The sequence below is a fragment of the Maribacter arenosus genome, assembly GCF_014610845.1.
Taxonomy (GTDB): Bacteria; Bacteroidota; Bacteroidia; order Flavobacteriales; family Flavobacteriaceae; genus Maribacter_A; species Maribacter_A arenosus.
The window spans coordinates 726,871-741,256 of sequence record NZ_JABTCG010000001.1 but is presented as its reverse complement, the minus strand read 5'-3'; the positions used below and the strand labels follow the sequence as shown (position 1 = coordinate 741,256).

Below are 14,386 nucleotides of genomic sequence, written 5' to 3'. Positions count from 1 at the left end.
ATTTAAAATAGATATTTTATCATTTTAACGATTTTCATAGGCAGATTATAAGGTGGATAGCGCAATGGGGCATCCAACCAAATGGCCTTTTTAATTATCGCTTTTTGATGGGAGAATATGTCGAAAGAGGTTTTGCCGTGATAAGCCCCAATACCACTTGCCCCAACACCACCGAATGGCAGCTTTTTATTGGTGATCTGTATGACCGTATCATTTATGGCACCACCACCGAAACTATAGGTATTGATGATTTTCTTTTGGAATTTCCTTTTGTTTGAGAATACATAGGTAGCCAACGGCTTTCCATAGCGCATTATATGTCTGCGAATATCATCCTCGGTCTCAAAGGCTATTATGGGAAGAATAGGTCCGAAAATCTCACCGGCCATTAATTTACTATCCATTCGGGGTTCATTGACTAAAGTAGGAGAAAGGTAGTTATCTTCATCATTACTCTCACCCCCAAAAATAATTTCCTCCCCCTTTAACATTGATTTTAATCTAGAATAATGTCCTAAGTTTACGGTACGGGAATAATCTGGGGATGCTTCCATATTCTCCCCATAAGCTTCTATTATTTTTTGCTTTAAGGCGTCAATCAATTTATCCTTTACATGTTTATGGACTAAGATATAATCTGAAGCAATGCAGGTTTGACCTGCATTCAGGAACTTTCCCCAAACTATTCGTTTGGCTGCAAGGGCTATGGAGGCCGTATCATCAACGATGCATGGGTTTTTGCCCCCTAATTCCAAAGTTACAGGGGTTAAGTGTTTAGCGGCGTTTTCATAGACGATCTGGCCAACTCTAGTACTGCCTGTAAAGAAGATATAATCCCACTTTTCGGCCAATAATTGTCGTGATACTTCAACGCCCCCTTCTACAACTGCAACATGTTCCTTAGGAAAAACCGTTGTGATAATCTCAGCAATTACCCTTGAGGTATTTGGTGTCGCCTCCGAAGGTTTAATAACCGCCGTATTACCGGCAGCAATGGCCCCGATCAGGGGTGCTATCGCTAGTTGAAATGGATAGTTCCATGGGGCGATGATCAAAACGGTACCATAGGGTTCTTTGTAAATCCAATCAGATGAAGGCCAATTCATCAAGGTAGCGGATTTTCTATCAGGCCTTGCCCAAAGATTTAGACTCTTAAGGACCAATTTCAACTCGGCAAGCACAAATTGGGTTTCTGCCGCTAGGGTTTCGAACTTGGGCTTTTTAAAATCGGCATAAATGGCATCACAAATATCATCTTCCCGTGCGACAATCTCTTTTTGTAATCTTTTTAAGGCGTTTTTCCTAAATGACACATCTTTGGTTTGCTGTGTTAAAAAGAATTCGCATTGTTTTTTTAAGATGTCCATAATAAAATCAAGAGATCAAATGTAGGAAATAAATCGATGACCAAAATGGGTTACGATGATAACTAAAGACAGCTTGCGATTGTCCAATTGGCGTAAGTGAATTTTATTTTTTCTTTTCTGGCACGGTGTAAATATTGATTTTCATGTCTTTGGAAGGTAAAACACCAAGGGTATTAAATGTATTGGATATGGTAGAAAAAGAACATATAAAATATTGGTTATCAATATATTATAATCATAATCAGGGTATTGGATTTAGAGCCTAATTCATTGTTGGGAATAAAGCATTTATGAAACAATTATATTTGATTGCGAAATTATAGTTCATAAGCAACATCAACAATAACGGTTTTCTTAATGGAATTGAATAAATATAGTAAAAATGTAACCCAAGACCCAACACAACCTGCGGCACAGGCCATGCTTTATGGAATTGGCTTTAAGGACGAGGATTTTAAGAAACCTTTAGTCGGTATTGCCAGTACAGGATATGAAGGCAATCCATGTAATATGCATTTGAATGATTTGGCCAAGTTGGTAAAGCAAGGGGTGAATTCCAAAGAAACCATTGGTCTTATATTCAATACCATTGGTGTTAGTGATGGAATCTCAATGGGGACTCCTGGAATGCGTTTTTCGCTTCCATCAAGGGATATCATTGCCGATTCGATGGAAACTGTTGTCCAAGGGATGTCCTATGATGCCTTAGTAACCGTGGTCGGATGCGACAAGAATATGCCCGGGGCCTTAATGGCCATGTTACGTTTGAATCGACCTGCTATTTTGGTGTATGGAGGAACTATTGCTTCTGGATGTCATAACAATAGGAAATTGGATATTGTTTCCGCTTTTGAGGCATGGGGAGAAAAAGTTGCGGGTACTATGGATGAGGCCGAGTATAAATGTATTATAAAAAAATCCATACCCGGTGCTGGGGCCTGTGGTGGTATGTATACAGCAAATACGATGGCATCGGCCATTGAAGCCTTAGGGATGTCATTACCTTATAATTCTTCCAATCCGGCAGACAATTATCTGAAGGAGAATGAATGTATTGAGGCTGGTAAGCAAATGCGGATTCTTATCGAAAAGGATATTAAACCCTTGGATATCGTTACAAGAAAATCGTTGGAAAATGCCATTAGATTGGTAACGATATTAGGAGGCTCTACAAATGCAGTACTTCATTTTCTAGCTATCGCCAGAGCGGCGGATATCGAATTTACTCTACAGGATTTTCAACATATCAGTGATACAACACCCTTTATAGCCGATTTAAAACCCAGTGGGAAATACTTAATGGAAGATGTTCATAGGGTCGGAGGTATTCCCGCAGTATTGAAGTATTTATTAAGGAATGGACTTTTACATGGCGATTGTTTAACGGTTACAGGTAAAACCTTGGCCGAAAACCTGGAAAATGTGCCCGATTTGGAAGAAGGTCAGGATGTTATTAGGCCTTTGGATAAACCGATCAAGGCTACTGGACATTTACGTATGTTATATGGTAACCTTGCAAAAAATGGTTCCGTAGCAAAAATAACGGGAAAGGAAGGCCTTCTGTTTAAAGGAACGGCAAAAGTATTCGATAGTGAATATGCTGCCAATGATGGTATTCGCAACGGATTGGTTAAAAAAGGGGATGTCGTAGTGATTCGCTATGAAGGACCCAAAGGAGGGCCAGGCATGCCCGAAATGTTAAAACCAACAGCTGCTATTATGGGTGCAGGTCTAGGAAAAGACGTCGCGTTGATTACCGATGGTCGATTTTCTGGGGGAACCCACGGTTTTGTCGTTGGGCATATTTCGCCCGAAGCACAGGACGGTGGAGTTATCGCTTTGGTGAAGAATGGTGATACCATTGTTATCGACGCTGAGACCAATTCTATAAATGTTGATGTTTCCGATAAAGAACTTGAGAAACGTAAATCCGAATGGGTTCAACCGGAACTAAAGTTTAAAAAAGGGGTATTGTATAAATATGCCCGATCCGTTTCATCCGCATCACAGGGTTGTGTTACGGATGAATTTTAAAAATAGAATCAAAAAATGCCCTATTTTGGGTTAGTACGGGGTGCAGTAATAAAAACACCCATTTAGTTAATAATTATGCAGACAGTAAAAGAAAAGAAAAAAGAGGCCAATTCGTCCACAAAGATCAAAATCAGTGGAGCGGAAGCGATTATACATTGTTTGTTGGCAGAAGGTGTCGAGATACTTTACGGATACCCTGGTGGGGCGATTATGCCGGTCTATGATGAGCTTTATAAGTTTCAGGATAAGTTGACTCATATTCTTACCCGCCATGAACAAGGGGCTACACATGCTGCCCAAGGCTATGCCCGTGTTACTGGCAGAGTGGGTGTGGCAATAGCGACTTCAGGTCCGGGAGCTACTAACTTGATTACAGGTTTGGCAGATGCCCAGATAGATTCTACTCCTATGGTTTGTATCACAGGGCAGGTGGCTAGACATTTGTTAGGCTCGGATGCATTCCAAGAGACAGATATCATTGGGATTTCAACACCAGTAACGAAGTGGAATTATCAGGTCACTAGAGCAGAAGAGATCCCAGAGATTATGGCGAAGGCATTTTATATTGCCAAATCTGGTCGACCTGGACCTGTATTGATTGATATTACAAAAAATGCCCAGTTTGATGAATTGGAATTCAGTTATGAACATTGTACGGGCATACGTAGCTACAAACCAGTCCCGACTCCTGATGAATCGGCTATCGATGCCGCTGCCAAATTGATAAATTCCGCCAAGAAGCCATTTATTGTTTTTGGGCAAGGTGTTATTTTAGGACATGCTGAAGAGGAGTTAAAAAAATTGGTCGAAAAAGCAGGAATACCGGCTGCATGGACCATTCTCGGTCTTTCGGCCATGGATTCGGACCATCCTCTAAATGTAGGTATGGTGGGTATGCACGGTAATTATGGACCAAATATCCTTACCAATGAATGTGATGTGCTAATCGCAATCGGTATGCGATTCGATGATCGTGTAACAGGAAATTTGGAGACATATGCCAAGCAGGCCAAAGTAATTCATTTTGAAATAGATCCTGCCGAAGTCAATAAAAATGTGAAAGCTGATGTTGCTGTTTTGGGTAATTCAAAGGATACATTAAATATGTTATTGCCTAAGATTAAGGAAAACAACCACGAAGCATGGCATAATGAATTCAAGGAAAAATATAAAATCGAGTTCGAGGCAGTAATAAAAGAAGAGCTGCATCCCACGAAGGAAGGACTTACCATGGCCGAGGTCATTAATGAGATTAATAATGTTTCACAACATAAAGCGGTTATCGTAAGCGATGTAGGTCAGCATCAGATGATTGCCTGTAGGTATTCTAAATTCAAACAATCCAAGAGTAATATTACTTCAGGAGGCTTGGGAACCATGGGATTTGCCCTACCAGCCGCCATTGGTGCCAAAATGGGCGCAATGGATAGGGAAGTTATAGCCATTATCGGTGATGGGGGCTATCAAATGACAATACAGGAATTGGGAACTATCTTCCAAAACAAAACCCCGGTTAAAATCGTGGTGTTGAATAACGATCATTTGGGAATGGTACGACAATGGCAAGAACTTTTCTTTGAAAGCCGATATGCCTCAACGGTTATGAGCAATCCTAATTTTGTCAAGATAGCGGAAGGATACGAAATAAAGGCCAAAAAGGTGACGGAACGTAAAGACCTAAAAAGCGCAGTAGCTGAAATGCTTGCCTCCAAGGACGCCTATTTCCTAGAAGTGAAAGTAGAGAAGGAAGATAACGTATTTCCTATGATTCCCTCAGGGGCTTCCGTATCAGACATTAGGTTAAAATAACGATAGAAAATAGAATTACTAATTAAATCAGCCCAAAAATGTTCTTTCAAATTTTGAATGGACAAGGGAGGAGGACTTATGAAAAAACAATGGTTTACAATTTCGGTCTATGCCGAAAATAATGTAGGATTACTGAATAGGATATCAGGGATATTTCTAAAAAGACACATTAACATAGAGAGCTTAAATGTCTCAAAATCAGAAATTGAGCATGTTTCCAAATTCACTATCGTGGTCAATACAACTGAGGATTGGACACGAAAAATAGTGCAACAGATCGAAAAACAGGTTGAGGTGATAAAAGCCTTCTATCATGATGATGACGAAATCATCTATCAGGAATCGGCGCTTTTTAAAATAGCATCGCATTTACTTTTTGATGAGCGACAAATTCAGAATATCATCAAGGAAAGCAATTCACAGATCGTGACCGTTTCCCGTGACTTTTTCGTTTTGGCCAAAACCGGACGTAGGCATGAAATCGATGAGATGCACGATGCCCTCGAACCCTATGGCATAATGCAATTTGTGCGTTCCGGACGTTTGGCGGTGTCAAAAGTTGAAATGCCGATAAGTACCATGTTAAACAATTTTCAATTAGATAAATAATCAATCCCTAGGGCAATTGGGGGTAAAAACCAGAATTAAAAATGACAAATTATTTCAATACACTATCATTACGGGATCAATTGACACAATTGGGAAAATGTCGATTTATGGATTCCAGTGAGTTTTCCGATGGTGTAACGGCTTTAAAAGGTAAAAAGATAGTAATTGTAGGTTGTGGGGCACAAGGTCTGAACCAAGGCTTGAATATGAGGGATTCCGGTCTTGATATTTCCTATACCCTTCGCGAAGCTGCGATCAAGGAAAAAAGACAATCCTTTATAAATGCCACTGAAAACGGATTTACAGTTGGAACGTACGAAGAATTGGTGCCCTCTGCAGATTTAGTCATAAATCTTACTCCGGACAAACAACATACCCATGTCGTCAGTGCCGTAATGCCCTTGATGAAAAAAGGAGCGACATTATCTTATTCCCATGGTTTCAATATCGTGGAGGAAGGAATGCAGATCCGAAAGGACCTAACCGTGATTATGGTAGCTCCGAAGAGTCCTGGTTCTGAGGTCCGTGAAGAGTATAAAAGAGGTTTCGGGGTACCTACATTGATTGCGGTGCACCCGGACAACGACCCCCAAGGGAAAGGTTTAGAGCAGGCGAAAGCCTATGCCGCCGGTACAGGAGGTCATAAAGCGGGAGTTTTGGAATCATCCTTTGTTGCCGAGGTTAAATCAGACTTGATGGGCGAACAGACCATTCTTTGTGGTCTATTACAAACAGGTTCCATCCTCTGTTTTGATAAAATGATCGAAAAAGGCATGGATCCAGGTTATGCCTCCAAATTGATACAGTATGGTTGGGAAACTGTTACCGAGGGATTGAAATATGGGGGAATTACCAATATGATGGATCGTTTATCGAACCCGGCCAAGATCAAGGCTTTTGAACTGTCCGAAGAATTAAAGAATATTATGCGCCCCTTATTTCATAAGCATATGGACGATATTATGAGTGGTCATTTCTCCAAGACCATGATGGAAGATTGGGCCAATGATGATAAAAATCTTCTGACTTGGAGGGCCGAAACTGGGGAAACCGCTTTTGAAAAGACGCCCGCTGGCGCTATGAAAATTAGTGAACAGGAATTCTATGATAATGGCGTTTTAATGGTTGCCATGGTACGTGCTGGGGTAGAGTTGGCCTATGAATCCATGACCGAATCCGGGATTATAGGTGAATCTGCCTACTATGAGTCCTTGCATGAAACCCCATTGATTGCCAATACCATTGCACGTAAAAAACTTTTTGAAATGAACCGTGTTATATCAGATACCGCTGAATATGGTTGTTACCTTTTCGATCATGCCTGTAAGCCTTTATTGGCCGATTTTATGAAAGGGATCGATACCGATGTCATCGGTAAGCATTTTGGCGAGGGCAAGGATAACGGGGTTGACAATGCCAAGCTCATTACGGTAAACAAAGCACTAAGGGAGCATCCGGTTGAGATTGTCGGGGCGCGTTTACGGGCATCAATGACCGCAATGAAACCTATCGTATAATTCAGTAGCATAAAGAAATGAAACGTATTTAGACCTGTCAGGATTTCTATACCTGGTAGGTCTTTTTATCTTTGAGTATGACCTATTTTCCAAAATTAGAGGATATAAAGGCCGCTGAGGCAATTATACGTAAGGTGGCACGGGTAACCCCATTGGATGAGAGCATTCGACTTTCAAAACAGTATGGGGCAACTATCCTTTTAAAAAGGGAAGACCTGCATCGGGTACGGTCGTACAAAATTCGTGGGGCCTTCAATAAAATAAGTTTCCTTACCCAGGAAGAACGTTCCCGAGGGGTTGTATGTGCCAGTGCCGGTAACCATGCCCAAGGGGTGGCATTCGCTTGCCATCATTTGGGTATCAAGGGGACCATTTATATGCCCTCGGTAACCTCAAAGCAAAAGATAGAGCAGACAAAAATGTTCGGGGGCGATTCGGTCACCATAGTGCTGGAAGGGGATACTTACGATGATTCCTCAAAAGCAGCATTGCAGTATTGTGAGGAACAGACTAAAACATTCGTGCATGCGTTCGATGATGAAAAGGTCATCGAAGGCCAAGCGACTATAGGATTGGAACTTTTGGAACAATTCAATGCGCCTATAGATTATGTGTTCGTTGCCATTGGGGGTGGTGGACTTGCCTCGGGGTTATGTGCCGTTTTTAGTAGGTTATCCCCAAAAACAAAAATAATTGGGGTTGAGCCCGAAGGGGCCCCTTCAATGAAAACTTCCATCGAAAAAGGGGAGAATACGCGATTGGAGACTATCGATAAGTTTATCGATGGTGCAGCTGTTCAACGCGTAGGGGATTTAACCTTTCCGATCTGTCAGAAATATTTACATGAAATTTGTACCGTTCCCGAAGGTAAGGTATGCCAGACCATTTTGGATCTTTACAATCGGGATGCCATAGTGGTAGAACCTGCAGGCGCTTTGACCATTTCGGCATTGGATGCTTATGCAGCGACCATAAAGGGTAAAAATGTGGTCTGCATCTTAAGTGGAAGCAATAATGACATTACCCGTACTGCCGAAATAAAGGAGAGAGCCCTGTTATATGGTAAATTAAAACATTATTTTATTGTTCGTTTTCCCCAACGCCCCGGTGCGTTGAAGCAGTTTGTAGCCGATATTTTGGGGCCAGAGGATGATATTACCCATTTTGAATATTCCAAAAAGTCGAGTAAGGAGAATGCCCCGGCCATCGTGGGAATAGAGTTGAAAAGCCCTGACGATTTACAGCCATTAATACAACGTATGAAGGCGAAAAACTTTTATGGGGAGTACTTGAATGATAAGCCTGATCTATTCCAATATCTTGTTTAGAAGCGTCACATTTATGGCCCAATTTCTTATATTAACCAACTTTGGGTTTTCTTTCGTTTTTCTTTCTCGGTATATCTATCAAGATCATCTAATTTTGTAATTGAACAAGAATTTAAATTTTTAAAGCGCATTATGGCTATACCAACAACATATCGTATTACAGAAACCTTAAATCAGACTACCTATCTCGTCAATGGGGAATTAAAGGAATGGAAAGGGAGTACTTCTAAGGTATATTCAACCATTTCAAGTACAGATACGTATAAACCTACCCTTTTGGGGAGCATTCCCGATATGGGGGAAAAGGAAGCTTTAGAAGCCTTGGATGCGGCAACAGGGGCTTATAATAGGGGTCAAGGGGCTTGGCCTACCATGTTGGTCAAAGACCGTATTGGCTGCATGGAGGTATTTGTGGAGAAGATGAAAACCAAGCGTGAGGAAATCGTTAAATTGTTAATGTGGGAGATTGGTAAATCCTTACCTGATTCCCAAAAGGAATTCGATCGTACCGTGGAATATATCTATGATACCATCGAGGATTATAAACAAATGGACCGTGATGCGGCCAAATTTCAAAAACACGATGGTGTTTATGCCCACATTAAAAGGGGGCCATTAGGGGTGGTATTGTGCCTCGGTCCCTACAATTATCCATTGAATGAGACTTTTGCCTTGTTGATTCCTGCCATTATCATGGGGAATACTACGATTTTCAAGCCTGCAAAGCATGGGGTGTTATTGATTACCCCGTTGATCGAGGCATTTAAGAGCAGTTTCCCGAAAGGAGTCGTGAATATCTTGTTTGGTAGGGGTAGGGCAGTGGCTGCCCCCATTATGAAAACTGGAAAGGTAGATGTTTTGGCTTTGATAGGAAATAGCAAATCGGCCAATGCCCTAATGAACCAACACCCTAAGAGTAATCGATTGCGACTGGTATTAGGCCTTGAGGCTAAAAACCCTGCTATAATATTACCGGACGCAGATCTTTCCTTGACCGTTGAGGAATGTTTGGCAGGCACCTTGTCCTTTAACGGGCAACGTTGTACCGCCCTTAAGGTGGTCTATGCCCATGAGAACATTGTGGATGGCTTCAATAGCCAATTTGCGGAGCGGGTAGATGCCTTGAAATTTGGAAATCCCTGGGATGATGGGGTTAAGCTGACCCCATTACCAGAACCCAATAAGTCGGATTATATCCAGGAATTGATAGATGATGCCTTAACTAAGGGAGCCAAAATTTTGAATAAAAAAGGCGGAAAACGCTTTGACAATTATATATGGCCTGCCGTTTTATATCCGGTGACCAAAGATATGCGGGTGTACCAGGAAGAACAATTCGGACCTGTGATCCCTATCGTACCTTTTAGCGATATAGAGGAACCGTTGAATGATATGGCGGAAAGTAACTATGGGCAGCAAGTGAGTTTGTTCGGTAAGGACGTGTATGCGGTGGCCCCATTGATCGATACCTTAGTGAATTTGGTCTGTCGTGTCAACTTGAACAGTTCGTGCCAACGAGGACCGGATGTCTATCCGTTTACAGGCAGAAAGGATTCTGCCCAATCGACCTTAAGTGTACATGATGCCTTACGTTCGTTTTCGATCAGAACCTTTGTGGCTTTTAAGGACAATGGACTTAATACCGAGATTATTGAAAAATTATTGGAAGCCAAGCTATCTAATTTCGTAAGTACGGATTATATTTTATAAGAACTGTCTTTATTGACTTTTTGATTCTAAGAACGCTCAGTGTTAAAAATCCAGGGCGTTTTTAGGTTTGTAACAATAAACCGTGGTATTTGCTAGTTGTAATATAAGTGTCGTTCAGTAATGGGGGGCACAACCAAATCTGATCAAACACTATTTGTGAGGCGATTTAAAATTTTCGCAGGATCTATATTCCTAGCAATTGCACTTCTATTCCTAATCATAAAGGGCTGGGCAAGCGATGCGGTTCATTCAACGGAGCCCCATACGATTAGTGAATCGGATAGAGACATAGTCGATGATGAAGCTGTTCGTCGATATCGATTGCGAAAGAAAGAATTGACCACGGCCTTAAAAAAGTATTTCGACAGTGCCATTGCTTCAGGGGATATCGTAGGGGCGGGCGTGAGCATCGTACAAGGCGATTCCATTCTGATTTTTGAAGGATTTGGAAAACGCAGCATTGATGGTAAAGCCAAAATTGATGGAAAGACCATATTTCGATTGGGATCGCTTTCAAAGGGATTTGCAGGCGTATTGGCTGCCAGTTTACAAGCTGATGGATTATTGGATTGGAACGATAAAGTTGTCGATTACATTCCGGGGTTTAGGTTCGGTGATAGTCTAAATACCCAAAAAGTAAAACTCTCCCATATTTTATCGCACAGTTCGGGTACCCCATACCACAGTTTTACTAATTTGGTAGAGGCCGGGTTACCGGTAGCCACCATTGCGCAGCGATTTCATGAAGTTACCCCCATCAGTGAACCGGGAGCAATGTACAGCTACCAAAATGCCATGTTTTCTTTGAGCCAAGAAGTGATGTATACCGTTACTGGCAAAGACATCAAGGATTTGCTTAACAATAGGTTTTTTAAACCTTTGGGTATGTCTACCATTTCAATGGAACACCATACCTTAACAGAAGCAAAGAATGTGGCGATGCCCCATGCTAGAAGAAAAAATGGATGGAAAAGCCTACCCTTAACGGATCACTATTACAATGCCGTAGTGGCCGGAGGTATCAATGCCAGTTCGTTGGACATGGCCAAGTGGATGCGATTCTTATTGGGTCACAACCCTGAGGTATTATCACCGGGTACCTTTCAAAAAGCTTTCAACCCTTTTGTTGAAATCGGTTACAACAACAAATACTACCAACGTTGGCCGGGCCACATACAATCGCATTATGGCTTTGGTTGGCGCATACATAAATTTCAAGAGGTCGATTCAAGAGAGACAAAAACCATGTACCATCATGGCGGAAGTGTCAATAATTACAGAAACGAGATCGCACTTTTCCCAGAAGCTGATCTAGGTATTTGTATCCTGTTAAATGGGAATTCCCGTCTTGCACAAACTGTTATTCCGGATGTATATGCTATCGTACAAAAGATGTATATCGACCTATAGCCAAGTTCAGGGATTTTCAATTTAGAACCAAACAATCTTAGGATTTGGTAGAAGGAAATTCACCTCAATTCTAATTTTATCGCATTCCTATCAAAAGGTTTGTTAACCTTTTGTTTATGCTGGCATTAATTCATAAACAAAGTAAAACAAACAAACCTTTTGATTATGAAAACAAAACTCAAAAATGCAGTATCGCTTTTAGCCCTTAGCCTATTTATACTGGCATGTAGCAAGGGTAATGAAGATTTGTCGCACCTTTATGAGGATGAGGCTGAAGTACCAATTGAAGTGGCCTTGGAACTAGGCTCAATATCGTTGAAACCGGTTATTAAAGACGTCATAATCGTCAATACAGGAAAGGCGCCAACACTAGATGAAGTTCTGGATTACATGGCTGTTTTGATACAAGACACTGAAGGTAATCAGGTTTTAAGTTCGAACTATCGTGATTTACCTGAATTTATAGAATTGGCCCCTGGGGATTACAGATTTTTTATGTCTAATTGGGTAAGTACGAGTGCCAGGTTTGACAATCCTATTCATGGAACAAACTCTTTGGGGTTCACTGTTACTTCTGGAGAAAATACCGTTTTAGCTTTTTCTTTAAAACTATTTGATGTTGCAACAACTATAAACCTATCGGATGCTGTTAAAACCAGTTATCCTGACATTTCAGTAAATGCTGGTGTTTTCAATTATTATAATGGAATTTCCAACAATCTAACATGGAATATAATTGATGATGGGAGAATTGGTTATTTTGATTTGGTAGAACGCGACAACCTCTTTCTAGGCAGTTTTAGCACAACTATTGGCGATATGACCATTGATATAACGGCTACTAGTGCCGCAGGGGCTCCAATTAATGTAACTTCAACTTACACAGGTGTTAGTGCAAATGAACATTATGTCATTAGCATTGAACAATCAAGTGCCACTACATTAAGTTTGAGCATTACCTTGAATGATGAAATCGTAATTAACGAAACGATTACTTTTCCTAATTAAGTATGATAAGATATTTACTGATATAATAAACAAACCAAACCCAATGAGTAATCATTGGGTTTGGTTTATGGGTTTCCCTACTTCGCAGGAATGACAATTATATTAAATATTAGCGGCCAACCAATCCCCAACTTCACTGGTCTTATAGGCTTTAGCACCATCTGCAAGGTCTTCGGTCACTACGCCTTCGGCCAAGGATTTATTGACCACATCGCGAATGGCTTGGGCCTCCTCGGTCAGATCCATATCTTCAAAAAGCATGGCTGCGGATAATACGGTGGCCAACGGATTCGCAATATCCTTGCCCGCCGCTTGTGGGTACGACCCATGGATGGGTTCGTACAACGACACCTTGCTCCCGACTGAGGAAGAGGGCATTAAGCCCATAGAGCCCGAAATCACAGAAGCCTCATCGGTTAATATATCCCCAAACAAGTTGGCGGTGATCATTACATCATAGGCTTTGGGCCATTGCACCAAACGCATGGCGACAGCATCTACAAACTCATAGGAAACCTCCACTTCGGGATAGTCTTTTTCCATCGCCTGTACGGTTTCACGCCATAGTCGGGAAGATTCAAGCACATTGGCCTTGTCCACACAACATAATTTTTTAGAACGTTTCATGGCCATTTCAAACCCTTTTTTGGCCAAACGTTGTATTTCGAACCGTTGGTAGGTCATGGTATCAAAAGCCGTATCGCCCCCATCTTTTCTACCCCGTTCCCCAAAGTAAATACCCCCTGTCAATTCGCGGAGTATGATCAAGTCGGTTCCTTCGATTCGTTCCCTTTTTAGCGGTGATTTGTCTATTAAGGAAGGAAAGGTAAAGGTCGGCCGCACATTGGCGAACAGCCCTAGTTTTTGTCGCATTTTCAATAATCCTTGCTCTGGCCTTACTTTGGCAGAGGGATCGTTGTCGAACCTTGGGTGACCAATGGCACCGAACAATACCGCATCGGCATTTGCACAGATTTCATGGGTTTCATCCGGATAGGGTTCCCCAACGGCATCAATGGCCGCAGCTCCCGTCAAAGCGGGTTTCCAGTTGATTTCATGGTTGAATTTCTTGGCAATGGCATTGGATACTTTTACCGCCTGATCGATGACCTCTGGTCCTATACCGTCTCCTGCTAAAAGGGCTATGTTTAATTTCATTCTTTTTTGGGCTTTACGCTGAACGCTTTACGCTATGCGCAAAATGTTGTCGTTTGTTATTAGTTAAATTTTGTTTATTAAATTAGTTATACTTCTTCTGATTCTGTCCACTTTATCATTTAGCTCAGAAAAAATTTCCTCTTTTATATATTCTAAATCTTTAGCAAGAATAGTAAAATATTCAAGTTCACTGGTAGATCCTCTGGCTATAGTGAGAAAGCGTTTAAATTCCGCATCAGATTCTCTTCCGCAACCTTCAGAAATATTTGAAGGAATCGAATATGCAGCTCTTCTCATTTGACTGGTAATACCAAAGTTTTCATCCTTTGGAAAAGTTTTTGTTAAGCGATAAACTTCTCAAGTAACTTCATGACCTAATTCCCAAACTTTATATTTTTTATAATCCCTCATCTATTTTTTACCAAAATTGAAAGCG

At 41.3% G+C, this 14,386-nt stretch carries 11 protein-coding genes; 8 read left to right on the top strand and 3 right to left on the bottom strand.

The window, feature by feature from the left end; translation table 11 throughout:
- Window positions 1–2: 2 nt before the first annotated feature.
- Complete coding sequence (locus HPE63_RS03275) at window positions 3–1,367, bottom strand: aldehyde dehydrogenase (RefSeq protein ID WP_188312789.1); 1,365 nt, start codon at window positions 1,365–1,367, stop codon at window positions 3–5.
- Window positions 1,368–1,724: 357 nt separating this feature from the next.
- On the opposite strand from HPE63_RS03275, the gene ilvD reads away from it, so the two are divergent.
- The 8 genes from ilvD to HPE63_RS03235 all read left to right on the top strand — a co-directional run bounded on the left by ilvD (window position 1,725) and on the right by HPE63_RS03235 (window position 12,792).
- Window positions 1,725–3,401 carry a dihydroxy-acid dehydratase gene (gene ilvD, locus HPE63_RS03270; protein WP_188312788.1) on the top strand — a complete coding sequence of 559 codons (1,677 nt, stop codon included), beginning with the start codon at window positions 1,725–1,727 and terminating at the stop codon, window positions 3,399–3,401.
- A 75-nt stretch (window positions 3,402–3,476) separates the two neighbouring features.
- Complete coding sequence (ilvB, locus tag HPE63_RS03265) at window positions 3,477–5,210, top strand: biosynthetic-type acetolactate synthase large subunit (RefSeq protein WP_188312787.1); 1,734 nt, start codon at window positions 3,477–3,479, stop codon at window positions 5,208–5,210.
- A gap of 78 nt (window positions 5,211–5,288) precedes the next feature.
- Window positions 5,289–5,819, top strand: coding sequence for an acetolactate synthase small subunit (gene ilvN / locus HPE63_RS03260; protein ID WP_188313150.1), 531 nt, complete (start codon window positions 5,289–5,291; stop codon window positions 5,817–5,819).
- 41 nt (window positions 5,820–5,860) lie between these two features.
- Window positions 5,861–7,336 carry a ketol-acid reductoisomerase gene (gene ilvC, locus HPE63_RS03255; RefSeq protein ID WP_188312786.1) on the top strand — a complete coding sequence of 492 codons (1,476 nt, stop codon included), beginning with the start codon at window positions 5,861–5,863 and terminating at the stop codon, window positions 7,334–7,336.
- Between the two features lie 77 nt (window positions 7,337–7,413).
- A complete protein-coding gene (ilvA, locus tag HPE63_RS03250) occupies window positions 7,414–8,664 on the top strand; it encodes a threonine ammonia-lyase IlvA (protein WP_188312785.1) in 1,251 nt (416 codons plus the stop codon).
- Between the two features lie 132 nt (window positions 8,665–8,796).
- Complete coding sequence (locus HPE63_RS03245; protein ID WP_188312784.1) at window positions 8,797–10,374, top strand: NADP-dependent glyceraldehyde-3-phosphate dehydrogenase; 1,578 nt, start codon at window positions 8,797–8,799, stop codon at window positions 10,372–10,374.
- A gap of 156 nt (window positions 10,375–10,530) precedes the next feature.
- Window positions 10,531–11,784, top strand: coding sequence for a serine hydrolase domain-containing protein (locus HPE63_RS03240; RefSeq protein WP_317172893.1), 1,254 nt, complete (start codon window positions 10,531–10,533; stop codon window positions 11,782–11,784).
- Between the two features lie 165 nt (window positions 11,785–11,949).
- On the top strand, window positions 11,950–12,792 hold the full coding sequence (locus HPE63_RS03235; RefSeq protein WP_188312782.1) for a DUF4493 domain-containing protein: 843 nt from the start codon (window positions 11,950–11,952) through the stop codon (window positions 12,790–12,792).
- A gap of 102 nt (window positions 12,793–12,894) precedes the next feature.
- Here HPE63_RS03235 and leuB read toward each other — a convergent pair whose 3' ends face one another.
- Both leuB and HPE63_RS03225 read right to left on the bottom strand, forming a co-directional pair.
- Window positions 12,895–13,950, bottom strand: coding sequence for a 3-isopropylmalate dehydrogenase (leuB, locus tag HPE63_RS03230; RefSeq protein ID WP_188312781.1), 1,056 nt, complete (start codon window positions 13,948–13,950; stop codon window positions 12,895–12,897).
- 63 nt (window positions 13,951–14,013) lie between these two features.
- Window positions 14,014–14,247 (bottom strand): four helix bundle protein, encoded by a 234-nt coding sequence (locus tag HPE63_RS03225; protein ID WP_394355013.1) that lies wholly within the window; start codon window positions 14,245–14,247, stop codon window positions 14,014–14,016.
- Between the last annotated feature and the right edge of the window lie 139 nt (window positions 14,248–14,386).

Coding starts and splice junctions, on each gene's coding strand:
- HPE63_RS03275 (WP_188312789.1), bottom strand. CDS start 1,367: ATGGACATCTTAAAAAAACAATGCGAATTCTTTTTAACACAGCAAACC.
- ilvD (WP_188312788.1), top strand. CDS start 1,725: ATGGAATTGAATAAATATAGTAAAAATGTAACCCAAGACCCAACACAA.
- ilvB (WP_188312787.1), top strand. CDS start 3,477: ATGCAGACAGTAAAAGAAAAGAAAAAAGAGGCCAATTCGTCCACAAAG.
- ilvN (WP_188313150.1), top strand. CDS start 5,289: ATGAAAAAACAATGGTTTACAATTTCGGTCTATGCCGAAAATAATGTA.
- ilvC (WP_188312786.1), top strand. CDS start 5,861: ATGACAAATTATTTCAATACACTATCATTACGGGATCAATTGACACAA.
- ilvA (WP_188312785.1), top strand. CDS start 7,414: ATGACCTATTTTCCAAAATTAGAGGATATAAAGGCCGCTGAGGCAATT.
- HPE63_RS03245 (WP_188312784.1), top strand. CDS start 8,797: ATGGCTATACCAACAACATATCGTATTACAGAAACCTTAAATCAGACT.
- HPE63_RS03235 (WP_188312782.1), top strand. CDS start 11,950: ATGAAAACAAAACTCAAAAATGCAGTATCGCTTTTAGCCCTTAGCCTA.
- leuB (WP_188312781.1), bottom strand. CDS start 13,950: ATGAAATTAAACATAGCCCTTTTAGCAGGAGACGGTATAGGACCAGAG.
- HPE63_RS03225 (WP_394355013.1), bottom strand. CDS start 14,247: ATGAGAAGAGCTGCATATTCGATTCCTTCAAATATTTCTGAAGGTTGC.